The sequence below is a fragment of the Microbulbifer mixtoriginis (SeqCode) genome (assembly GCF_052467515.1).
The window spans coordinates 4580741-4604807 of the sequence record NZ_CP174314.1 but is presented as its reverse complement, the minus strand read 5'-3'; the positions used below and the strand labels follow the sequence as shown (position 1 = coordinate 4604807).

General features: G+C 52.0%; 19 protein-coding genes. 4 read left to right on the top strand and 15 right to left on the bottom strand.

What is annotated here, in order from left to right; all coding sequences use genetic code 11:
- Positions 1-91 precede the first annotated feature (91 nt).
- Positions 92-1081 carry a helix-turn-helix domain-containing protein gene (locus tag ACJJIT_RS19865; RefSeq protein WP_444899453.1) on the top strand — a complete coding sequence of 330 codons (990 nt, stop codon included), beginning with the start codon at positions 92-94 and terminating at the stop codon, positions 1079-1081.
- Positions 1082-1205: 124 nt separating this feature from the next.
- On the opposite strand, the gene gstA is transcribed toward ACJJIT_RS19865, so the two are convergent.
- Positions 1206-1805 carry a glutathione transferase GstA gene (gene gstA, locus ACJJIT_RS19860; protein ID WP_444883233.1) on the bottom strand — a complete coding sequence of 200 codons (600 nt, stop codon included), beginning with the start codon at positions 1803-1805 and terminating at the stop codon, positions 1206-1208.
- A 65-nt stretch (positions 1806-1870) separates the two neighbouring features.
- The gene (locus ACJJIT_RS19855; RefSeq protein ID WP_252083931.1) at positions 1871-2269 is read right to left on the bottom strand and encodes a DoxX family protein; all 399 of its coding nucleotides are present in this window, start codon (positions 2267-2269) and stop codon (positions 1871-1873) included.
- 441 nt (positions 2270-2710) lie between these two features.
- Between ACJJIT_RS19855 and ACJJIT_RS19850 the strand changes: the two genes are divergently transcribed.
- Both ACJJIT_RS19850 and ACJJIT_RS19845 read left to right on the top strand, forming a co-directional pair.
- The gene (locus ACJJIT_RS19850; protein WP_444899452.1) at positions 2711-4018 is read left to right on the top strand and encodes a cation:proton antiporter; all 1308 of its coding nucleotides are present in this window, start codon (positions 2711-2713) and stop codon (positions 4016-4018) included.
- A gap of 13 nt (positions 4019-4031) precedes the next feature.
- Positions 4032-5888, top strand: a complete 1857-nt coding sequence (locus ACJJIT_RS19845) for a monovalent cation:proton antiporter-2 (CPA2) family protein (RefSeq protein WP_444899451.1) — start codon at positions 4032-4034, stop codon at positions 5886-5888.
- Positions 5889-6006: 118 nt separating this feature from the next.
- Here ACJJIT_RS19845 and ACJJIT_RS19840 read toward each other — a convergent pair whose 3' ends face one another.
- From ACJJIT_RS19840 to glmU, 9 genes are all read right to left on the bottom strand, one after another.
- Positions 6007-6369: a cupin domain-containing protein gene (locus ACJJIT_RS19840; RefSeq protein WP_444899450.1), complete on the bottom strand. Its 363-nt coding sequence runs from the start codon at positions 6367-6369 to the stop codon at positions 6007-6009.
- Positions 6370-6410: 41 nt separating this feature from the next.
- On the bottom strand, positions 6411-8030 hold the full coding sequence (locus ACJJIT_RS19835) for a Na+/H+ antiporter (RefSeq protein ID WP_252083935.1): 1620 nt from the start codon (positions 8028-8030) through the stop codon (positions 6411-6413).
- Between the two features lie 556 nt (positions 8031-8586).
- Positions 8587-9435 (bottom strand): alpha/beta fold hydrolase, encoded by an 849-nt coding sequence (locus ACJJIT_RS19830; RefSeq protein ID WP_444899449.1) that lies wholly within the window; start codon positions 9433-9435, stop codon positions 8587-8589.
- A 23-nt stretch (positions 9436-9458) separates the two neighbouring features.
- Positions 9459-11294 (bottom strand): glutamine--fructose-6-phosphate transaminase (isomerizing), encoded by a 1836-nt coding sequence (gene glmS / locus ACJJIT_RS19825; RefSeq protein ID WP_444899448.1) that lies wholly within the window; start codon positions 11292-11294, stop codon positions 9459-9461.
- A 43-nt stretch (positions 11295-11337) separates the two neighbouring features.
- Positions 11338-12114: a DeoR/GlpR family DNA-binding transcription regulator gene (locus tag ACJJIT_RS19820; RefSeq protein WP_444883238.1), complete on the bottom strand. Its 777-nt coding sequence runs from the start codon at positions 12112-12114 to the stop codon at positions 11338-11340.
- 114 nt (positions 12115-12228) lie between these two features.
- Positions 12229-13500 (bottom strand): dihydrolipoamide acetyltransferase family protein, encoded by a 1272-nt coding sequence (locus ACJJIT_RS19815; protein WP_444899447.1) that lies wholly within the window; start codon positions 13498-13500, stop codon positions 12229-12231.
- On the bottom strand, positions 13497-14492 hold the full coding sequence (locus ACJJIT_RS19810) for an alpha-ketoacid dehydrogenase subunit beta (RefSeq protein ID WP_444883240.1): 996 nt from the start codon (positions 14490-14492) through the stop codon (positions 13497-13499). The genes ACJJIT_RS19815 and ACJJIT_RS19810 overlap by 4 nt, the downstream gene beginning before the upstream one ends.
- A complete protein-coding gene (gene pdhA / locus ACJJIT_RS19805) occupies positions 14492-15583 on the bottom strand; it encodes a pyruvate dehydrogenase (acetyl-transferring) E1 component subunit alpha (RefSeq protein WP_444883241.1) in 1092 nt (363 codons plus the stop codon). Before pdhA ends, ACJJIT_RS19810 begins: the two co-directional genes overlap by 1 nt.
- Before the next feature lie 126 nt (positions 15584-15709).
- Entirely contained in the window at positions 15710-17071 is a 1362-nt protein-coding gene (gene glmU / locus ACJJIT_RS19800; protein ID WP_444888889.1) for a bifunctional UDP-N-acetylglucosamine diphosphorylase/glucosamine-1-phosphate N-acetyltransferase GlmU, read from the bottom strand.
- Positions 17072-17285: 214 nt separating this feature from the next.
- Here glmU and ACJJIT_RS19795 point away from each other — a divergent pair, with 214 nt between their 5' ends.
- Complete coding sequence (locus tag ACJJIT_RS19795; protein ID WP_444899446.1) at positions 17286-20627, top strand: amidohydrolase family protein; 3342 nt, start codon at positions 17286-17288, stop codon at positions 20625-20627.
- Between the two features lie 79 nt (positions 20628-20706).
- Here ACJJIT_RS19795 and ACJJIT_RS19790 read toward each other — a convergent pair whose 3' ends face one another.
- From ACJJIT_RS19790 to ACJJIT_RS19775, 4 genes are all read right to left on the bottom strand, one after another.
- Positions 20707-21486 carry a formate/nitrite transporter family protein gene (locus ACJJIT_RS19790; RefSeq protein ID WP_444899445.1) on the bottom strand — a complete coding sequence of 260 codons (780 nt, stop codon included), beginning with the start codon at positions 21484-21486 and terminating at the stop codon, positions 20707-20709.
- A gap of 319 nt (positions 21487-21805) precedes the next feature.
- On the bottom strand, positions 21806-22438 hold the full coding sequence (locus tag ACJJIT_RS19785) for a glutathione S-transferase family protein (RefSeq protein WP_444899444.1): 633 nt from the start codon (positions 22436-22438) through the stop codon (positions 21806-21808).
- A 151-nt stretch (positions 22439-22589) separates the two neighbouring features.
- Positions 22590-23024, bottom strand: a complete 435-nt coding sequence (locus tag ACJJIT_RS19780; protein ID WP_444899443.1) for a VOC family protein — start codon at positions 23022-23024, stop codon at positions 22590-22592.
- A gap of 20 nt (positions 23025-23044) precedes the next feature.
- On the bottom strand, positions 23045-24034 hold the full coding sequence (locus ACJJIT_RS19775) for a hypothetical protein (protein ID WP_444899442.1): 990 nt from the start codon (positions 24032-24034) through the stop codon (positions 23045-23047).
- Between the last annotated feature and the right edge of the window lie 33 nt (positions 24035-24067).

Here is a 24067-nt window from a genome sequence, read left to right as displayed (position 1 = left end):
TGGCTATTTATTTAACGATTGGCTTAAAAGCCATATAGCGTTAAATTTGAGCCAATCTGGGTATCGAAGTGAGAAATCAAGGGAGGGCATGATGGATAAGGGAAAAGCAAAGCGCGTAGCGATTCTGGTTCATCACCAGGTTGCCTTATTTGAACTTGGCTGCGCGACCGAACTGTTCTGTTTACCCCGCCCCTGTACCGATACGTTCTATGAGGGAGAGGTTGTTTCCTTCACTGCCAAGGCACAGCTGGGGCTTGGGGGGGTATCCCTACAGTGCAGACAAGTGAGCAGCCTGATGGATTACGATTTGCTAGTCGTACCCAGCTGGCCGACTACACCACAAACCAAGGACTGCTCCCTACAATCTGTATACGCTGCTGTGGAAGCCTTTGCGGCGGAACGCCGGCAAATTCTGACTTTTTGTTCTGGCGCATTTTTACCTGCCGAAATTGGTTTGCTGGATGGAAGGCAAGCCACCACTCATTGGCGCTATGCGAATACCTTTAAAAAGCGATTCCCCAAAGTAGAGTATGTAGGGGATGTACTTTATGTCTGGCAGGACAAATTGGCCTGTTCTGCAGGAAGCTCAGCAGCAATAGATTTGGGAATAGAGTATTTACGGCGTAGCCATGGTTATGAATTGGCTAATTCTGTAGCCAAGCGCCTGGTGATGGCTCCTCATCGGCAGGGAGGACAGGCCCAGTTTGTAGAGACCCCAGTTCCCAAGCGGCCCGATCATTTCGCGGGCGCCCTGGATTGGGCCCTTGCCAACCTGGATAAACCCATCATGGTGGGCGACTTGGCGAAACAAGCGCATCTCTCTCGTCGCAGTTTCGATAGAAAATTTCGCCAATCCATGGGGCTGGCCCCTAAAGAATGGTTAACGCAACAACGGCTTCGTATAGCGCAGAAAGCTCTGGAGTCAGGCAGTGAGACCATTGATCATGCAGCACAAGTTTCTGGTTTTGAGAGCAGTGCAACCCTTCGCCATCATTTCCGTAAAACTTTCGGTATCTCTCCGGGTCAGTACCAACGACAATTTGCCTGTCCAGGTAAGGCTGAAGATATGTGTAGGGAGTAAATAAATCGAGGACTATTCCTGAACGAGATAAGATGCTTTCAGTGAGTACAGCCACAACTTCGACCAACGCTAGCGGAGCTGGTGCACTGTTTATTTGGCGGTAATATACTCTTGGGCCCTCAATCTAACTGAGATTTTCCTCTTGCAAGGCCTGCTGAACTGCCGGGCGCGCTGCCATACGCTCCTGAAAAGCCTGTAACCTGGGCCACCGTGTCATATCAAAATCCTGCACCTTGAGCCAGCGGTTTATCAGGTAGAGATACGCATCCACGACAGATAGAGAATTCCCCAACAGATAGTCGTTCTGTAGCTGCTCTTCAATATAGTCTATGCGACGTAGAATCCTTTCCCGAGCTTTTTTCTTTTCTTCCTCAGTGCCTTTCCAAAACAGGGGCAAGAAAGATTTATGAACCTCCGCACTGATAAAATTCAACCACTCCAACAAGCGGTAATGGTCCAAAGTGCCCAACGGTGGCGCCAAACCGGCATCGGGCTTTTGCTCGGCGAGAAACTGCATAATAGCGACGCCCTCTGTGAGTAACTCGCCCCCCTCTAGCTGCAGTACTGGTACATAGCCCTTAGGATTAACTCTATAAAAGTCGTCGCCGTTTTCCAGGGTATGCGTCTTTAGATCCACCTTGCAGAGTTCGAGATCAATACCCGCCTCCAGGGCGACAATATGTGGGGATAGAGAACAGGCTCCTGGCGCATAAAAGAGTTTCACGGTGACCCTCCTGAGTGGACTGTGCGGCATCGGGCAATATAGGCGCCTACTGGCTTCACAAGGCGCTATTTTTTGCGAATCCAGTGATCTAGGCTGAAGCGCCCAGCACCCGCGCAGGCGAGAATCAGGTAGCCTCCAGCAATGGTGATGTTCTTCATAAAGCTGGTCATCTCTGCGGGATCGCCTGGTGAGTAATGCACCATCCAGGCACTAGCCAGGCAGAAGAGAAAAAGAATCACTGCGGAAAAGCGGGTAAAGAATCCGAGCAATATCGCCAGGCCACCGACCAGTTCTACGATAATCACCAAGGGGAGTAACAGGGCGGGGATTCCCATGGAAACCATAAAGGCTTCCGTCATTTTGTAGCCGCCGATCTTATTCCAGCCGGCAAAGATAAACAGCAGGGACATTAATACCCGCCCGACAAGTTTAGAGGTATCACATAACAGGGGATGATGTGCCACGGCCTTCTCTCTTCTTTAACTGTTACATTGGGCTCTACCTGATGCCTCCAGTGTAGTTGGGAAGCCATATCGAAATGGGGGCGATGCCGACAGCAATGTATTCCACTAAGAGAAACTTGCACCGCAATTGAGAGTCAGACGAAGCGGAAATTAACGAATGACAGTTTCGGCAGGCGCGGAAAAGTTGTTGTGGATATAAATAGAAAATGCGGTTGTGCCGCACTGAGGAGCCGTTACAATTGCGCGCCCCCAACCAGGGCGCAGCCGGCGGATCCATACCTGACACCCCTGTGCCCAGAGCCCTGTCAGGGAAACTCGAGCGGGGCCCTGCGCGACTACACTAACGGCACGCTCAGCAACTGATAATTTCGCCCGTAGAAGCATCGCTTTTAAGGGGTGGGCAAGGCCCCGCAATTCTTATCCCTGGAGTCCACGCACGGCATGGAAGTCTATTACACCTTTTGTTTTCTTGCCGCGGTGTCGGTCTTTCTCGGTTTCCTAAATCAGTATGTGCTGCGTGCACAAACCACAATTGCCATCACCACTGGGGCCCTGGCCTTGTCGCTCATTGTCACCGGCCTGGGCAAATTGGGGGTAGTGGAGTTGCGCACCTGGGCCGACCAACTGCTACCGTTGCTTAACCTGGAAGACATCCTACTCAAGGGAATGCTGGGCTTCCTGCTCTTCGCCGGCAGTTTGCATATCGACCTGTTGGAATTGCGCAATCAAAAACTGGAAATTGGCTTGCTGGCGATTGTTGGTACTTTGATTTCCACTTTTGCGGTGGGCGGCCTGCTGTATTGGTTCCTCATGTTGATCAATATGCCGGTAGCCTTCATTTACTGTCTATTATTTGGTGCCTTGATCTCCCCCACCGACCCCATCGCCGTATTGGCCATTATGAAAAACCTTAAGGCACCGGAGCAGGTTTCCATTCAGGTGGAAGGGGAGTCCCTGTTCAACGATGGCTTCGGTATTGTGGTATTTGCGGTAATTTACGCGGTGGCTTTCGAAGGGGGGCAACCAACTGTACCGGCAGTGGCAGAGCTATTCGTGCTGGAAGCGATTGGGGGAATTCTGCTCGGCCTGATTATCGGTGGGCTATTCCACTGGCTGATCTGCTGCACCGACGACCACAGCCTGGAGCTGTTGCTCACCCTGGTCATTCCAACTGCCGGATTCTCATTGGCCAATATCCTCGGTGTCTCCGGTGCCCTGGCGATGGTAGTGAGCGGAATTATTATCGGCAACTTCACCCGCGAGCGCGGCTTTTCCAGGGTGAGCCAGCACGAACTGGATAACTTCTGGAATATCACCGAGGATTTCCTCAACGGACTGCTGTTCCTGTTGGTGGGCCTGTTCCTGATTACTATCGATCTGCGCCCGGCGGACTACCTGCTAATGGTGGCGGGAATTGTCATCGTACTAATGGCACGAGTCCTGGCTGTGGGGGTGCCCTTCCTGTACCTGAAAAGGCGCCGCAGCTACCACCCTTACACCAACCGGATATTGATCTGGGGTGGTCTCAAAGGCGGCCTGGCCCTGGCCCTGGCTATGTCCATTCCCTCTGGCAGCGCTTTTGTTCAGGGGCAGGACCTGCGCTACCTATGGGTGGTTATGACCTACGGCGTAGTGCTCTTTTCTATTGTGGTGCAGGGCTCTACCATAGCGCCATTAATACGCCGCAGTCGCGAATTTGCCGAACCGGAAAGCGCGCCCGCCAGCGATCAGCAACACACTGCTAACTAGCGATAATCGATCAATGGAACACTCTAACTTCCTTGTTGAAGCCGTCATCTTTATGGGGGCCGCGGTTATCGCTGTGCCTATCGCCACACGCCTGGGCCTGGGTTCCGTACTCGGATACCTACTGGCCGGGGTGGCCATTGGACCCAGCGCACTGGGCCTGGTGGGGGATGCCAGCGATGAAATGCATGTGGCCGAATTCGGCGTAGCGTTGATGCTGTTTTTGATCGGCCTGGAGATGCAACCTAAAAAGTTGTGGCAAATGCGCGGCGCCATCCTCGGCACCGGCAGCGCGCAACTACTCCTGACCGCTGCTGCAGTGGCGGCAATAGCGCTGTGGTTATTCGATATGAGCTGGCGCACCGGCGTAGCGATCGGTTTGATCCTGGCCCTGTCCTCCACCGCTATCGTCCTACAGTCCCTCAATGAAAAAGGGCTTCTCAAAACTCAAGGCGGGCGCAGTGCCTTTGCGGTGCTGTTACTCCAGGATATCGCTGTAATCCCCATTCTCGCCCTGCTGCCATTGCTCGCGGGTACTACCGCCGAATCCCACGCCAGCGGCTTGGAGGGATGGGGATATGCCGCTGCAGTTATTGCCACCATCGCTGCCTTCGCTATCACCGGCCGCTATCTGCTGGGACCGCTGTTACGCCTGGTAGCTGGTAGCCAGGTACGCGAAATGTTTACCGTTACCGCCCTGCTGATTGTCTTCGCTGCAGCGGCGGTAATGAGCTGGCTCGACCTCTCACCGGCTCTGGGTACTTTCCTCGCCGGAGTACTGTTGGCGGAGAGTGAGTTTCGCCACGAACTGGAGGCAGATATTGAGCCGTTCAAAGGATTGTTACTGGGACTTTTCTTTATCGCTGTAGGCGCCAGCCTGAACTTTGCGCAGATCGCGCAAAACCCACTGCTGTTGTTTGGCCTGGTAGTAGCCCTGGTAGTGGTGAAATTTGGCGTTCTGTTCTTATTGGCAAGGTTTCTGCGCATGTCCAAGGGCGAGGATTGGTTATTCGCTCTATCCCTGGCCCAGGCGGGAGAATTTGGCTTCGTTTTGGTGTCCTTTTCCACTCAAATCCAAGTACTCGACGCCGAAGCCAGCAGCTTGTTGGTAGCACTGATCGCCCTGACTATGGCGCTCACACCGATTCTGTTACTGGTATTTGAAAGGTTTATTCAGCCGCGTTTTCTTATCGGCCCGGAAGCCCCACAGGCAGTCGAACACGAACCACCGCTGGATTCCAATTCACCGGTCATCATCATCGGTTACGGCCGTTTCGGCCAGATTGCCGGACGCCTGCTCAATGCCTGTGGTTTTAGCACCACCCTACTAGAGCGCAACGCCGAACAGCTGGATTTGGTTCGTCGCTATGGTATTGAGGCCTATTACGGTGATGCCACGCGGGAAGACCTACTGCGCGCCGCCGGCGCCGCCCAGGCACGCCTGGTGATACTCACATTGAGTGATCAGGCCGCGTCTTTGGAGATCATCGCGCAGCTGCAAAAACACTTTCCGCACTTAAAGATTCTCGCGCGGGCGCGCAGCCGTATGCACCAATACGCGCTGATGGAAGCCGGGGTAAAATATATTTTTCGCGAGACCGTCGATCCCGCCTTGGCAATTGGTGAGAAGGCCCTGGAGCTGCTGGGACTCAGCCCCTTGCAAGCGCGCCGCGCTGCACGCAAGTTTAAACAGCACGACCAGCGTATGCTGGAGGCACTGTTTCCCTACTGGCGCGATGAGGCACAGCACATCGCGCAAAGTCGTATCTATCGTGAACAACTCTTGCAGGCTCTACAAGAAGACCGCCGCGATAGGGACCTGCACCTGGATCATTACTGGGAAGAGGCGAAAGTGGAGACCGAAAGGTCTTAAGTGGCCCCATGCCTGTGCCGATAAAAGACTTAGAAACATAGCGCCAATATAGCTTTTACCCAAATTAGGGTATTGGCTGACGGCGCAAACTTTTGAGCGCAATGTGGTTGAGTGCGACTTAGTGGCCAACTGCGGAGCTGTGATCGAGCACAGCGATCACAGCCCGACCTGGTATCAGAGTTTCACTCACATGTCCCTTTCCACACAAATCCTTGGCTAATAAAATATCGCCAGCTCTAAAAATATGCTGCTCACCAGAGCTGGTCGTTATTTTCACCTCACCTTCCAGATAAAAAATAAACTGCTCTCGTGGCGCGCAGTGCCAATCAAAAATCTGATGCTCATCGAACTCACGAAAATATATCTGCCGCACCTGATAGGGATCAGAATAATCCCCAAGTGGCTGATGGTTCTTCTGGATTATTTTCCGCTCTTTAAAGATAGATACGCCATCAACACTTAGCAGCTCTATATACTTCATACCTTTCCCAACCTATTGCGAATATTGATCCGGGAAAACCTCTATTCCTTAGACAAAATACTGGCCTCTATCAGATCAACTTCGAGCACTAATTTTCTGTGCAACTCATCATCAATCTCTCGGCTCACACGGAGTTCCAAAAGACGCTGTCGCTCTGCGGCCAATGCCGCCAGACGAAAACGGCGTTCCACCCGTGCCCTCAACCATACCGTCTCGCCCGCTTCATCATCACCGATGTTGATGCGCCGACGGTATATCTCCAGCAGGTGATCGATCGCCTCGTAGGCAATCTCTTTATTTTTCCAGTGTACATCTATTTCTTTACGCAAACTGATCAGCCGATGTTCAGCCGCCTTGGCGGCAGAAACCCTTGCTCCCTTTTCATCGCCAATCGCCGCAAGACTGGGCGTATCTGGTAAGCGCCTAAGAAGAAATGGTAGGAAAATACTGGCGACCAATAATGAAATCAGAATTACCCCCATAGCTATCGCTATAGATGCTTCACGGCCAGGCAATGGTTTGCCATCAGGCATTAAAAGAGGCATTGAAAATGCACCAGCAAGAGTGATAGCCCCACGCACACCAGCCACGCTCAACACACTGACCAGAGCAAATTGAGTAGAGAGAGAGGGAAGGTTGCGGCGAAAGCGCGAGAGATAAAGCGATACCCAAACCCAGATAAAACGCAGCATCAAAAGAACAAAAGAAATTGCCAGGACATACAATACAATCCAACCTAATCCAATATCCTGAGCCCAACTCGAATCTACATCGATAAGGCGCACCAGCTGTTCCCCCAGCAGCACGAAGATAATGCCATCGAGCACAGTTTGTACGGTATTCCAAACTGCTCTACGGTCCATCCGTGTAGCGGATTTTTCTGAACCATGCAAGCTGGTGTAATGAGTGGCAATTCCCGCACTTGCAGCAGCAAGAATTCCCGACACACCTACACTTTGACCGGCTTGGTAGGCGGCAAAAGGGACCAATAAGCTTACCAAAATCTGGATCGCCGTATCCTCACCGCGAAGGTACACCAACCAGCGCAACAGATAGCCACAGATAAATGCCACCCCCGCACCAATGGCAACCCCTCCTATGGCAACCCAAAAAAAACCGGTTACGGCCTGTGGAAAAGAAAAACTGCCAGTCATCGCCGCAGCCAAAGCAATACGAAAGATATCAAGCCCAGAGGCATCATTAAATAATGATTCTCCAGCAAGAATATGCTCAAGCCTTGGGGGAATATTATTGGTGCCCTGCACAACCGATACGGCCACAGGGTCCGTGGGGGCAAGTATTGCTGCTAGTGCAAATGCCATGGCGATCGGCATAATCGGCAACAACCAAGCGATAAAAAACCCCATGCCAAATACGGTAAATATTACCAGCCCTACAGCCAAGGTAATTATCGAACCTAGATCTCTGAAAAGAGCACCCTTGGGAATGCGCCAGCCAGCCAAAAAAAGCAAAGGTGGAATAAAAAGCAGAAAAAATATTTCTGGGTCTAATGGTATTTTTATGCCGAACACGGCGCCGAGAAGAACACCACCTAAAATTTGAATAAGAGGCAAGGGGACAGGAAAAGGCAAAACTCTAGCGACAATCAGGCTGAGCGCCACTACCAGCAGTAACAGTAGAGCAACAACGAGATAGTGCATCGCACACTCATATTCCTTTGAAAGACCGCGGCACTGCAATTTTTAACCCGACTTAACAGGTCAGCCATTCCGCCAGTATAGGAAAGAGGATTACCGAGGCTTCACAAAGTCATTGAAAGTGTGGGCTTTAGCGCCTAAGCAAGATCACAGACGCTTTAAGAAACAAAGATCCATACAAGAGGGAAAAGAGTTAACCGAAACGCTGTAAACCTAACAATTAATTTCGAATAGGCACCTCTGGCATCGGTAGAGAGATACTCTCTAGAGAGAGTTCATTAAAAATAGGGAAAGATTATTAATAACCTAAGGTCTTTCTCATAAATTAGAGTTCCTTGTGCATAATTTTGGGAAAGTTGGATTTTTTAAAAACTACTTATCCACATCAACAGCCACCTGCTGCCGTAGGGTAAATTTTAAAACTCCAACCTGTTAATAACACTCCCTATCTTACCCACCGAAAAAGAACGCAGACCAGGTAACAGAGTACCTGTGGAAAACCAGCGGATAATAATCCATCCAGCCAGAAAAATATTAACAGGCCTCTATTTAAACCCGACTAACTGGCGAGAAAATCACACAGCAACCGATTAAACCTCTGTGGTGCTTCAAGAAATAGGAAATGGCTGCCTCCATCTGCAGCCTCGATAATCTCCAACCGAGAACCTTTAATTTGTTGATGAATCCATTGCTGGCACTCTACTGGGTGAGGGCTGGCACGGCCGAAGGCGATCAAAGTGGGTTTTTCAATTCTGGGGATAAAATCCCGCCAATCGCGAGTAACATTGTCAATAAACAGGCGCGCCGCCAGAGCGCGCGGGAACTGCAAATTGACCCCAACCAGCTCTTCCCTCTGATCCTGTGTCATTGCCGGAGTCACCATTGACATCAAAATGTCACGGGTTGCCTGCTCGCCCTGGGAGCTACGCAGTTGACCGGTAAACTGGAAGAGCTGTTTGGCAGTGAGGATTGCACCGGCCTGCAAACGCTCTTGTTCAGACCAATAAGGCTGGGCAAGTAAGGCGGCGGGTTCATCAATAAAAATCAGTTTGGAGACTCGCGTATCGCCAAATATCTCCAGGTAATTCCAGATCACCGAAGCACCGGCCGAGTGGCCAAGTAGATAGAGAGGGGCCGGGTCCAGGGCTGTGATCAACTCCTGTAAGTCCTTCGCCAAGCGGGCAATACGGTAGCCATACAAGGGTTTTTCTGACTGACCGTGGCCACGCATATCGAGAGCAATGACTCGGTAGCGATCACATAAACCGGCAAGTTGATGCTTGAACAGGGCCGCCCCTTGAGACCAACCGTGCAGTATCAGTAGGGTCGGACCAGTCCCGGCACACAGATAGCTGAGCTTTACCCCATCCGACGTGGTAAAGCTCAAGCGCTGCGCGGATTTGTTCATAAGCCATCCATGGCCTTGGGGAATTACTCTACCGTCACCGACTTAGCCAGGTTCCTAGGCTGATCTACATCGGTGCCTTTCAGCAACGCCACATGATAGCTGAGCAACTGCAGGGGCACGGTATAGAGGATAGGTGCCAAACTTTCTGGGGAGTCCGGCACTTCCACTACGGTAACCCCTTGCTCGCTGGTGAAGCCGGCCTTGGGGCTGGCAAAGACAAACAGCTGTCCACCGCGCGCACGCACTTCCTGCAAGTTGGACTTAAGCTTTTCCAACAGCTCGTCATTGGGGGCCACAACAATTACTGGCATATCCGCATCTACCAGTGCCAGCGGGCCGTGCTTGAGCTCACCTGCCGGATAGGCTTCTGCGTGGATATAAGAGATTTCCTTAAGCTTTAATGCGCCTTCAAGGGCGATAGGAAACTCGACACCACGGCCGAGGAACAACGCATGATTCTTCTCCGCAAAAGCCTCACTGGTATGTTGAACTAGTGCATCGAGGCCGGTGAACTCTTCCATCAGCTTCGGCAGCTGATGTAGCGCACTAACTAGTTCCGCTTCACGCTCACTGGGGAGGCCGTTGGCCTTGGCCAACGCAATACTGAATAACTGCAGGGCCACCAATTGGGTGGTGAAGGCTTTGGTAGAGGCCACACCAATTTCCGGGCCCGCTTCCGTCATCAGCGAAAGTTCAGACTCACGCACCAGAGAACTGTTGGGCACATTGCAAATCGTCATAAAACCCAGGTAACCAAGTTTTTTGGCCTGACGCAGAGCCGCCAGGGTATCCGCAGTTTCGCCGGACTGAGAAATAGTCACGAACAAAGTACCCGGACGAACAACAGTCTTGCGGTAGCGGATCTCACTGGCCACCTCCACGGAGCAAGGCACTCCCGCCCAGTCCTCCAGCCAATAGCGCGCCACCATTCCCGCGTGGTAGCTGGTACCGCAGGCGACGATCTGTACCTGCTCTACCTTGGGCAGGATTTCCTGGGCGCGGCTACCCAGCGCCTGGGACAACACCGAAACCGAATGTTCTCCAATGCGCCCGGCCAAAGTCGCCGCCACAACCTCCGGCTGTTCGAAGATTTCCTTCTGCATATAGTGGCGATAGCGCCCCTTGTCGGCAACGTCGTGGCCCCTATCCAGCTTATGCACCGGATGGCTCACTTCTTCACCTTGCTTATTGCGAATGGAAATCCCACTGCGACGCACTTCCGCCACATCCCCCTCTTCGAGGAAAATAAAACGATCGGTTACCTGGCGCAGTGCCATCGGGTCTGAGGCGATAAAGTTCTCCTCAATGCCAACGCCCAAGACCAAGGGGCTACCGTAGCGCGCACAAGCCAGGACCTCAGGCTCCTCTCTGCTGATCACGGCGAGGGCGTAGGCACCCTCCAGCATCTTGGTCGCCTTGCTAACCGCATCCACCACCCCCAGGCCCTCTGTGCTCAGGGAGTGAATCAGGTGAACCACCACTTCGGTATCGGTATCGGAGGCGAATTCATAGCCCTTGGCCTGTAGCTCCTCGCGCAGAGCCTGGTGATTCTCAATAATCCCGTTGTGCACCAGGGTGATATGTTCAGACATATGTGGATGGGCGTTTTCGTCGGAAGGCACTCCATGGGTAGCCCAGCGTGTGTGGGCAATGCCTTGATGGCCCTCAGTGGGATCGACCTTCAGCTTGGCCTCCAGGTCTACAACCTTACCCAAACTCTTGCGCAACTGTAGCTGGCCTTCATTATCGCGAAGGCAGACGCCCGCAGAATCGTAACCGCGGTACTCCAGGCGGCGCAGGCCCTCGAGAAGAATACCCGTTACATTGCGCTGGGCCAGTGCCCCAACAATCCCACACATACCGATCTCCTCTCAAATCCTAAAATTTTTGTTTGTTCTTTCGTTAGTCGCCTGCAACTGATTTTGGCGATGCGCAAATCACCCGCACCCCCAAATCTTGCAATTGCTCGCGCGCACTCTCTTCCAAACCAGAATCTGTCACCAGTACATCGACTTTTGACCAGGATAGCTCCAGGTTGGGAATACGCCTGCCAACCTTGCTGGACTCCGCCAATACCACAACTTCCCGAGCAACTTGCGCCATCACCCTGGATAGGCCTATTTGCTCGTTAAAAGTACAAGTGCCTCGCTCCAGATCTATGCCATCCGCACCAATAAACGCTCTGTCAAAGTCGTAATCGCGCAAAACCTGTTCCGCCACCTTGCCTTGAAAAGCCTCGAAGTGGGGGTCCCAGGTGCCACCTGTCATTAACAGGGTTGGCTCGTTTTCCAGTTCCCGCAGGGCATTGGCCACATGCAGCGAGTTGGTCATAACCACCAGACCGCGCTTAGATTCCAGCTCGGGGATCATCGCCGCAGTCGTGCGGCCGTAATCAATCACGATGCGATGGTGGTCGGGAATCAAGGCCGCCGCAGTGCGGCCAATGGCGCGCTTCACTTCCGATGGCCCTTCCTCTACAACTAATTCCCGCGGTACCGGTATGGCACCACCACGGCGACGCAGCAGCAAGCCGTGGTTTTCCATCGCAGTAAGATCCTTTCGAATCGTAACTTCTGAAGTTTCGAAACGCCTTGCTAAATCTTCGACACTGGCCTCCCCAGTTTCATTCAAAAGACTCATAATCCCATGGCGGCGTTGTTGGGTATTGCGTTTCGACATAACTTGCCAACTTTCATTTCGAAACTTAAAGATAGCAAAATGAAAGATAAATTCCCACAGGAATTTCAAAAAGGCAGAGGCCCAACAGGGAAACAGCAGAAATGATGCCGCTACTCAGGTGGAAAGCGCGGCTAGCATCGCCTGGAGAAAGCGCGCCAATTCACCGCCGGTCACCGCTCGATGATCAGCACTAATAGAAAGCGGCAACAGTGGCCGCATAGCCGGCCAACGGTCTATGACGACGACTCCTTGGCAAACCCTGCCCGCACCGACAATAGCCACCGTAGGGGGCAATACAACGGGTGTCGCATAGCGCCCGGCAATAGCACCAAAGTTGGACAAGAGAATCGTTGCGCCCTGCAAATCGCTCTGGGCGATTCCGGTCTCCCTGGCCTGATGCTTGAAGTCGGCCACCTGGGCCATCAGTGAGTCATCTGATCGCGTGGCTACATCTTTGAGCACAGGGACATAAAGGCCTCGCGGGGAATCTACCGCCAATCCGATATTGACGGGCTGTTGAGGATACAGCTGATCATCTTGGAAATACGCATTGAGGGTAGGCTCCGCAGCACAGGCAGACTGCACAGCGCGAATCAGTCTCAATAATGCCGGTTCGCTGCCCCACCAGCTGGAGATATCCGCATCATCACACAGAGTAATCTGCGCTACCTGGTCCCTAGCGCGGCTCATGGATAGGCCCATGGCACGCCGCGCCGGGGACATAATTTCCCTAGGCTCTTGAGCTTTTACCAAATCCCTCTCAGGCAAAGGCTTCCTTGTATTTTGCTCAGCTTGACCGGTAGCTATTTCCGCTGCACTAAATTTTGCCCCCGCGGCAGAGCGCACCTGTGCAGCTGTGATCACTCCCCCGTCCGTGGAGAGCTGTTCCAAATTCACCCCCAGGCGCCGGGCTAGGGCACGAACCGAGGGTGTTGCCAGCCGTTTAGGTCCCTCAGTAAGGCCCTGCTCGGCGCCGAGGACATCTTCACTCTGTTCGAGCTTCCCAACCACCGTTCCACTGTCAGCCCGCGGCCGATTAGGTGCCGATGCGCCGCACACTTGTTCCTTTTCAGATTCTTCCTGAATGACAGACTCTTTGGGAGAAGAAGCCTCAGCAGGCACTGCTGATTGCGATGTCTCTTGGTTACTGCCTTCAGCGACAAAGCCCACTAAGGGCTCACCCACATTGACGGTTTGATCCGGCTCTGCAAACAGCTTTTCTATTCTGCCTCCCCAAGGAGCTGGAACTTCTACCAGAGCTTTGGCGGTCTCAACGGTTACCAGGCTTTCGTGGGCGGCAATTTCATCTCCTTCGTGCACATGCCATTCCCGCACTACTGCATCCGGCAACCCCTCACCGAGGTCGGGCAGGGTAAAAATTTTCATGCCACCCCTCCATTTGCGTATTCAAGCACTTCGCGCACCGCCGTCATAATTCGCGGCACACCGGGTAGGTAGACATCTTCAAGCTGGTAATAGGGCATCACCGTATCGAACCCCGTTACTCTTTGTACCGGTGCATGCAATAGGTCAAAGGCGTATTCATTGATCTGTGAAGCCACCTCAGCACCCAGACCACAAAAACGTGCGGCTTCATGTATCAAGACACAGCGGTGGGTTTTCTCCAAAGAATCAATAATGGTGTGAATATCCAGGGGTTTTAGAGTGGCGAGATCGATCACCTCCGCTTCGATGCCTTCAGTGGAGAGCTGCTCGGCAACCTGCAGGGTCTCCTTCAGCGAAGCTCCCCAGGCGATCAAGGTGATATCACTGCCCTCTCGCAAGACAAAGGCACGGTCCAGCGGCAGAGCCTCACCATTGTCGACGACTTCCTGGCGCACCGCACGGTAGATCCTCTTGGGTTCGAGAAAGACAACCGGGTCTGGATCGCGGATCGCCGCCAGTAACAATCCATAGGCCCGCGCCGGAGAAGAGGGCACCACTAAGCGCAATCCGGGAATATGGGCGAACAGTGCCTCAGTGCTCTCCGAATGATGCTCTGGTGCATGGATTCCGCCTCCATAGGGGGCCCGGTAGACAATCGGGCAGGAGAGACGACCGCGAGTGCGATTGCGATAGCGCGCGGCGTGGCTGAGGATCTGATCGAGACCGGGATAGATAAACCCCATAAACTGAAATTCCGCCACCGGTCGCAGGCCCTGCACCGCCATACCAATCGCAATCCCGGCAATCATATTTTCCGCCAGCGGAGTATCCAGTACCCGTTCATGGCCAAAACGCGCCTGCAGGCCATCGGTAGCACGAAAAACGCCGCCGTTCAGTCCCACATCCTCACCGAAGACAACCACCTTGGGGTCTCTCTGCATTTCGAAAGCGAGCGCCTGGGTAATCGCTTCTACCAGGGTAATTTGCGCCATCAGCTGTCCCCCTGCAATTGTTGGTATTGCTCGATAAAGGCCTCGGGCAAGGTTCCATAGAGGTGATCGAAAATAGCCGTAGACTTATCTCGAGGAGTTTGCCGATACACCCGCACTGCCTCCTCCAGTATCTCCTTCAACTCCCGCTGTAATTCCTCTTCCTGTGCATCTCCCCAGATACCCAGGCTTTCCAAATAGATTCTCAGCCGCCTGAGCGGCTCCCTACCCCAAGCTTCTTTGACGCCCTCTTGTGGTTGGTAGCGGCTGGCATCATCCGCAGTGGTGTGATCGCACAGACGATAAGTCACCGCCTCAATCAATGAAGGCCCGCCACCTTCATGGGCCAGTTGCAGCGCCTCTAACACGGCCTGATACACAGCGATCACGTCGTTGCCATCAACCTGTAAACTGGGGATTCCGGCGGCGATTGCCTTCTGTGCGAGGGTCTTACAAGCAGTCTGCCCAGAACGGGGTAGGGAGATGGCCCACTGGTTGTTATTGATCACCACCACCAGCGGCAACTTCCAATCCCCTGCTAGGTTGATCGCCTCATAGAAATCTCCCTTGGAAGTGGCGCCGTCACCGCCACTGGTAACCGCCGCACGTATAGGCTCCCCCAGCTGCTCGTGTTTATATTTGAGCGCAAAGGCAACGCCGGCCCCATGCAACATTTGCGTGGCAATAGGTACGCTTAGCGGTAGATCCTCGCATACGTGGCGATAGTTCTGGCCGCGTTCATCTCCTCCCCAAATAGCGTAGATTTCCTCTATACGCACACCGCGCTCCAAAAGAGCACCGGTTTCCCGGTAATTGGGGCAGTAGACGTCTTCTTTTGCCATGGCGGCACCGACACCCACACCGATCGCTTCCTGCCCAAGGCTGGACGGGTAGGTACCGAGTTGACCGGTGCGCTGCATCTTCACCGCACGATCATCGACCATACGCGCCAAGGTCATCTGCCGGTATAGGGCAACCAGAGTATCCGGGGTAGCGAAATCGGGTAGCGCCTGCGTAGTTTGTCCTGACTCATCCAGGTACTGTAGAGAGGCGATATCAAAGCTGGCGAGCAGCTGCATTCTGGGCTTGTGCATCGGGCCATTCCTTTTGTTCCCGAAGCGCAAGTTTAATGGAAAGGAGGTATCCCACCGGGTGGGAGGAGTGAAATCCCGCCGGAATTCGATTTTCCAGCGGGTTTCCCCTTTTAGGAAGGGTAAAAACTAATTTCGTTTGATGGGACGTTCCCAACCGGTGATATTGCGTTGCTTGCCCCGCGCCACGGCCAGCTCTTCACTACCCACCTCCCGGGTAATGGTCGAGCCCGCTCCTATGGTGGCACCACTGCCAACTTTCACCGGAGCAACCAGAGCGGTATTGGAACCAATAAAGGCGCCGTCACCAATTTCAGTGAGGGACTTATTCACACCATCGTAATTACAGGTGATGGTGCCGGCACCGATATTCACAGACTCACCCACAACTGAATCCCCCACATAGGAGAGGTGATTAATCTTGCTACCGACTCCCACCTTGGCCTTTTTAGTCTCTACAAAGTTACCCACCTTGGCTCCGTCAGCCAGCTCGGTGCCAGGGCGCAGGCGAGCAAAAGGACCGATGGTACAAGCTTCACCCACATGGGCACCTTCAATGACAGAATTGGCCTCTACACAGGTACCATCCGCCAGACGGCAATCTTTTAGCAGGCAATTGGGGCCAATCTGTACTCCCTTGCCCAGTGAGACATCACCTTCGAAGATACAGTTGATATCAATGGATACATCGGTATCGCATTCGAGGCTGCCACGGATGTCGATCCGGGCTGGATCGAGCAAAGTGACACCGGCATTCATCAGTGCCACTGCGCGGGTATGTTGTAAGGCCCGCTCCATCTGAGCCTGCTGGGCGCGGCTGTTGACACCGGCGACTTCCAGCGTGTCACTGGCACGCTCGCCCGTCACCGCGATCTCCTCACTCACAGAACGTGCGATGACATCGGTCAGGTAATACTCGCCCTGGGCATTCTCACAAGACAACTCAGGTAACCAACGAGCCAGCAGATCTGCCGGCGCCGCCAGGATACCGGTGTTCACCTCACTAATAGCCAGTGTATCGGCATCCGCATCTTTCTCTTCTACAATCGCCCGCACCCGACCCGACGTATCGCGTACTATGCGCCCATAACCGGCCGGATTGGCCATTTCTACCGAGAGCAGGGCTGGGCCATGATCCGCAGCCGACAGCAGGGACTGTAGAGTTCCCGCCCTGACCAATGGCACATCACCATAAAGTACCAACACGGTGGCACCCTCGCGGAACTGAGGGATAGCCTGTGCCACAGCGTGGCCGGTGCCCAGCTGTTCCGTCTGCTCAACAAACTTCACACCACTATCGGCAAAGCGCTGACGTACCTGGTCTGCGCCGTGTCCGACAACCACGGTAATTTCAACCCCCTGCAACTGTCGCGCCGTCTCAATGACATGTCCCAACATGGGAATTCCGCCAATCGGGTGCAGCACTTTGGGCAGGTCCGATCGCATACGGGAACCTTTGCCCGCAGCCAAAATTACTACGTCAATAGTCATAATGGTCTGAAATCTCACTAACTCCTTAAATTTGTCAGCATTGTGGCTACTAGTCAGCTGTAACTCAACCCGATGTAACAGCTTGTCGCTTAACTCATCGTGATTGCCGCCGGACGGCAATCCCGGTAATTTAGCCTCCTGAAGATCAATACGTTGCCCATTACAACAGTACAGTCAGAGCCAACGCAGACAATGCGGTGGAGGGAAATTGTCCATGAATACAATCGAGCAAAAAAAACCACGGCGCCATTTATTGGCTCTGGCAGCGCTTATGCTGTCCCTGCCTCTGGGAGCCGTAGCAGAAGCAGAAAGCGCTGAAGAAAAAGAAGGAGATAAGGCGGAAGCCCAATCCTGGGATATCAACAAGCCGCCCTACGAATTTAAACTGATCCAGTTGGACACCCGCGAGACCACCTGGAGCAACCTGGATATCAGCCCAGATGGCAAAACCATCCTGTTCGATATGCTTGGCGATATCTACACAGTGCCGGTAGCAGGCGGCGAGGCAGTAGCCCTGACCAATGAAATCGCCTGGAATATGCAGCCGCGCTTTAGCCCGGATGGCAAGAACATCGTATTTATCAGTGACCGCGACGGCGCCGACAACATTTGGTTGATGGATCGCAATGGCGACAACCTTCGCCAGCTCACCACAGAGAAGGAAAACCTGCTGCACTCGCCCAACTGGAGCCCCGATGGCCAGTATCTGGTAGCACGTAAAGGTTTTATGTCCGGCCGCAGTATTCCCGCCGGTGAAATCTGGATGTACCACTACGGTGGGGGTGAAGGTCGCCAATTGAAAGAGCGTATCGGTGGCGATATCGCCCAGAAGAATATTGCCGATCCGGCCTTCTCTCCAGATGGACGCTACGTCTATTACTCCATCGATACCACACCCGGTACCGTATGGGAGTACAACAAGAACTCGACCAAAGAAATATTTGCCATCAAGCGCTACGACCTACAGGACGGTGAAGAGGAAACCTTTATCTCTGGTCCCGGTGGCGCGGTGGCGCCAGTGCCCTCTCCGGATGGCAGCAAACTGGCCTTTATTCGCCGCCAGGACAACCAGACCTCCCTGTTCCTGAAAGATTTGGATACTGGGCTGGAAACCCCTGTTTACGCCGGCCTTGAGCGAGACCTACAGGAAATTTTCGGCCCTCATGGTAACTACGTTCAATACGACTGGATGCCCGATGGTGAGTCATTGGTCGTTTGGACTGGCGGTAAATTCCTGCGCATCTCCATCAACGGCGACAGCGTTGCGCCGATTGAAGCCCATGTGAAGGTCGAGAAACAGGTCGCGGATGCGGTGCGCTTCCCTGTGGAAGTAGCCCCGGACACCTTCGATGTGAAAATGATTCGCTGGGCGCAAAAATCCCCCAACGGCAAGCAGGTCGCTTTCCAGGCATTGGGCAAGATTTACATTCAGGATATCGCTAGTGGTGAGCGCCGCCGGCTGACCCGCCAGGACGACCACTTTGAATTCTATCCCAGCTGGTCCCGCGATGGTCGCGAGATCACCTATGTCACCTGGGACGACCAAAAACTCGGTCATGTGCGTGTAGTATCCGCCCGCAGCGGTCGCGGCAAGAACATCACCAAACAGCCCGGCCTCTACGTAGAGCCGAGCTTCTCCCCCAGTGGTGACACCGTGGCCTACCGCCGCTTTACCGGCGGTTACCTGCTCAGCCCCGAGTACTCTTTAGAACCGGGTATCTATCTGGCAGACGTCGACGGCGACTGGCAACGCCGGGTCGTGAAGTCCGGCTACGAGCCACACTTCGGCGCTAGCGAGGACCGTATCTATTTCTCCGAGTACCAACACGCCGGCGGCGGCAAGCGCGTATTGAAGAGCACCAACCTGGAAGGCAAAGATGAGCGTGAGCACCTGCACGGCGCTGAGATTACTTCCTTCCGCCTGTCTCCGGACAGCAAGTGGGTCGCCTTTACCCAAGACTTCAAAGCTTTCGTCGCGCCCTTTATGCACACCGGCAAGTCCGAGGTGATCGGCCCCGATAGCAAAGCGGTCAAAGTCACCCAGGTATCCAAGCGCGCCGGTGAAAACCTGCACTGGTCCGCCGATAGTGACACCCTTGGCTGGGCACACGGGCCCAAGCTGTTCGAGCGCGAACTGAAAGACGCCTTCGAATTTGTCGCCGGTGCCCCGGAGGAACTACCAGAGCCGGTTTCTGAAGGCATCGACCTGAGCTTTGAGCGGTCCTTCGACAATCGCGCTGGCCTCGTTGCCCTCACCGGTGGCAAAGTCGTCACTATGCGCGATGCGGAGAACACCCGCGAAATTATCGAGGATGGCGTGGTTCTGTTCCGGGGCAACCGCATTGTCGCGGTGGGCCCAGCTGCAGAAGTGGAAATTCCCGCCGAGGCGAAGCGTATCGATATCACCGGCAAAACTGTATTGCCAGGGCTGATTGACGCTCATGCCCACGGCGCTCAGGGTCGCGAAGAAATTATCCCGCAACAAAACTGGAACCTGTTCTCCAGTCTGGCATTTGGCGTGACCACGATTCACGACCCCTCCAATGACAGCAGCGAGATATTCTCCGCCGCAGAAATGCAAAAGGCCGGCCTGATTACCGGACCGCGTATTTTCTCTACTGGCACCATCCTATATGGCGCCAAAGGTCCAGGCTACAAAGCCAAGATCAATTCCCTGGAGGACGCTCAGTTCCACGTCAACCGCCTCAAGGAAATGGGCGCCATCTCGGTGAAGAGCTACAACCAGCCCCGCCGTGACCAGCGCCAGCAAGTGCTGCAGGCAGCCCGCGAAGCCGGCATTATGGTAGTGCCCGAGGGCGGCGGTAAGTACCAGCACAATATGAACATGATTGTGGACGGGCACACCGGTATCGAGCACTCACTGCCGATCGCCAATGTCTACGGCGATGTGGAGCAACTGTGGAGGCAAACCCAAGTGGGTTATACACCGACCTTCGTCGTAGCCTACGGCGGCCTCTGGGGTGAGGAGTACTGGTATGACCGCACCGAGGTATGGAAGAACGAGCGCCTGACCCGCTTTACCCCCGATTTTATCGTTAACCCCCGCTCTATCCGTCGCCCCACTGCGCCGGATGCCCACTACAACCACTTTAATGTGGCCCGTCAGGCCAAGCAGCTGCGTGACCAAGGTGTCACCGTACATATTGGCGCCCACGGCCAGCGCGAAGGACTTGGAGCCCACTGGGAGATGTGGATGATGGAGCAGGGCGGCTTTACCCCCTGGGAAGCCTTCCGTGCCGGTACCATCGATGGTGCCCGCTACCTGGGTATGGACGGTGATATCGGCAGCATTGAAGCTGGTAAGCTGGCTGACCTGATCGTGGTTGACGGCAACCCCTTGGATAACCTGCGCCTGTCAGAGAACATTACCTACACGGTAATTAATGGCCGTGTGTTTGAGGCAGAGACCATGAACGAAGTCGGTGCCGGCGAACGCTTGGCATTCTTCCACGAACGCCTGCCTATCAGCGCTATGCCCGCTCCTACGGCAGAAGCAGTACAGGAGAAGATGGAACGCCACCACTGGGTACATTAATTACCAGAGTCTTAGTTTGTATCCGGTGGTTTCCGCCGGATACAACTTCTAGGGCGCGGAGAACTATCAAAGCGCCCAATTACCTATCTCTTATAACCCTACTAAAGAGAGTTTTCGGCGAGGGCAAATTATTGGTGATGTAGCCATATTTCAAAAGACCCACAAATACGGCCCCACCAAAGGTATTACCCAACGTGGCTAAGATTTGAAAGCGCAGTACTTCCATCAAACCTACCGAGCCATCACCACCTATCCAGGCACTAAATATTGCTACGGCCCCTGCTACGCAATGCGGCAGACTGCCCAGACCGATTACAAAGGTCACTATTGCAATAAACATTATTCGACTAATGGTGTCAGTACTGGATGAAACCAGCCAACCGAGTAAACCCATTAGCCATCCAGCCAAAATTGCACCAAGACATAACGCACTATTATTCGCACTAATCAGCTTTTGACCATAGTAATCAAAACCTGCTGAGACAATGTTTTGACTGACTGAGGCATAACCCACCAGTATCAACGCAAATAAAAAAGTGCCAATCATATTGCCGAGATAAATGAATCCCCAGATACGCCCCAGATCACGCAAACGCTGCCTTCTATCGGCAACTGGTAAAATTGCCAATGTCGTATGTTCGGTAAAAAGATCTGTGCGCCCTATAATGACCAAAATAAAGCCAACCGGGTAACTCATCGACAACACAAGGTGTAACGCCGATTTATCCAGCTCTTCATGAAAACTGCTAAACAGCACCATCATCAAGAAAAAACTAAAACCAATTTCCAATCCCGCAGCAATAGATGACCACAACAGAGAGCGACTCTCACGTTCATATTCATGCAGGCTGGCATCCATCTGTTCACACAAAACCACCCGCTCACTCTTGGGTCTATCGCTATTGATACTCATAGAAAATCAGAATGGGAGATGAAAAAAATTACATCATGGGAAGATGCGACACAGCATTCAGGATAGCTGCTTTGGACTTGAACAAGGCTCTAACTAGCCTCGCCATTAAATTAAAAAATTCATAAAAAATATGAGGTAATTATTCACTCTACATAATTACCGGTGAAGTTCAAATGCATCCAATACTTTTCTCCAGACTTTAACACTCATCCATTAAAAAGCCTCGCATAGCGAGGCTTTACATAGTAATCTCAAAAAGTGATAACTAAACTTCATTAACCTCTTCTATTAGAGCTTTATCCAATGCATGCGCTCGCTGGAAAGCTTCACGTTTAGATAAGCGCTCAACATACTCCTGAAACTCTATTCTCTTCTCTATAGTGCCAAACTGCAGCCCCCATTCTAACTGGGCGCCTATATAAACATCCGCTGCAGTAAAACGCTCACCGAGAATATAGGGGCCGGACTTAATCACCTTAGAAAGTGTGTCTAATGCCAACTGATAGGAACCGTAACCGAGCATTAGCTGCTTGTCTGCACCTACCTCTTCCCCAAAGATATATTTATTCACAATGGCAGATTCCATAGGGCCAGCCGCAAAAAACATCCAGCGATAAAAGCTCGCTCTCTCATCATCATTCATTGGCGCCAATTCTGACTCAGGGAACACTTCCGCCAAGTAAACACATATAGCTGAAGCTTCTGTAATAATTCTCCCACCATGAACCAGAGTAGGTACCTTACCCATTGGATTGATAGCAAGATATTCGGTGGTCTTCATAGGTTCACCGTACTCAAGTACCTCTGTACGATAAGATAAGCCCAATTCTTCTAGCATCCAGCGTACTATGCATCCGCGGGACTGGGGGTTAGTATATAAAATCAAATGATCTGACATGATTCTCTCCCTGAAAACGGAGAGAATAGTTTATTTTAATACTATTATTTTTCGAGAGATTTTTACGCCAGTAGGGAAGTTCTTGCTGTGGGATTAGAATAAACTTGTAAAAAATTAATCTTGTAAAAAGGTTATAAGGCTTATTTTTTCATCACAGCCATTCAGCCAACTCTATCGTGATGTATTCAGGACCCTCAATGTATACCAACTTTCTGCTCAAATACTCTATAATCTGACCACGAATATGAACTCCATTTTTCTTCAAGTAGTCCACAGAAAACTCGATATCATCAACCCTCAAGCAAAGATGGTTATAGCCAGGTCTTGCCAGATTTAATAAATTGGAATCAGAAAATATCCTTGGTGTACGGAAGTGTAACAACTGAATTTCAAATCTTGGCTCAGCATTCTTCAAAACCATTGTTAAATGGTCTGCCTGAACATTGGGGACCTCCAGATATTTAGAGATTTTATTTCCTGAAATAACATCAGTAATCTCCAATTCAAAATCTAATAATTCAAAGAATTTTTGGCTTTTTCCCAAATTGGTGACAGCGATGGTTACATGATCAGGATTCTTTATCATCGACTAATCCTCCACTTTCTCTATCGATTCCTGGAAATTGCTCTACCAATTCTCTCGTACTGTTGGAGTAAGTTGGGCATACTCTCGGCGCCAATATATTCTTTTGAATTTTCGGCAAATCCTTTCCAATGAAAAGGAAACATCACTTCCACCTTGGAATTTGAAATAGCAAAGTTATAAGCTTGTCGAGCTCGAGAAATAAGTTGTGCCTCTGATAAAATTCCATAATCTCGATTAGTGGTCTTGAACCCTCTCGGAATTAAATAATATTTAGCATCCATATGCTGAGTTTTATGCATCAATTTTTCAACAATTTCGTCCTGAAAGTTCACCCCAACATAGTGATCAACACCGAATAAATTGTAGTTCTCTGGTACGATTAGCTGGAATCTAGCCTGACTCACAGTGTTGTGTGTAAATGTAATAGCAAGTTTTGCCTTAGGAAAATCTCTCCTTATCAATTCTCCAATCTCCTCAAGGTAATTTTTCAAATCTTTATCCGGTAACAGAGATCTTTGGAAGGGTTCATCTAGCGGATCAAAAGCGTAAATAATATCTTTAAAAGGCAGCAACTCTTGCCTGGCTTTTTCCCATCTATCCAGATAATCCTCCTGCTTACTTTTCCCAAAATCCTTAAAAAAAATAGGGGCCAAAGCCACCCAGATCTTTAACCCATGCTTCCTGGCAATTGCCATTAGGTCTTTATCGAAGTACCAAATATCAACGAAAGTAGAGAATCTTGCGACTTCAGGGATATCATCTTCATCCCAACCGGAGTGATAAAACCCAAATTCTTTTAGGTGGCTTGGCACCCTATTTTTCTCAGGAGTGATTCCTGTGACAAAAATATTACCGGGAATATAAAAATGCTTGGTGTTACTGAGATATTCGGCAGGAGTGGGGGCGTCATAGAATTGAGAGTGGCTATTTACACCCAAGAACAACAAAAAAAATGTCAGAAAAATCGAAACTTTTCGAAATGAGGCCTGATACAACTTATTGAGAACCATAAATCAGCGCCACTTTAAATTTAAAACATAAAC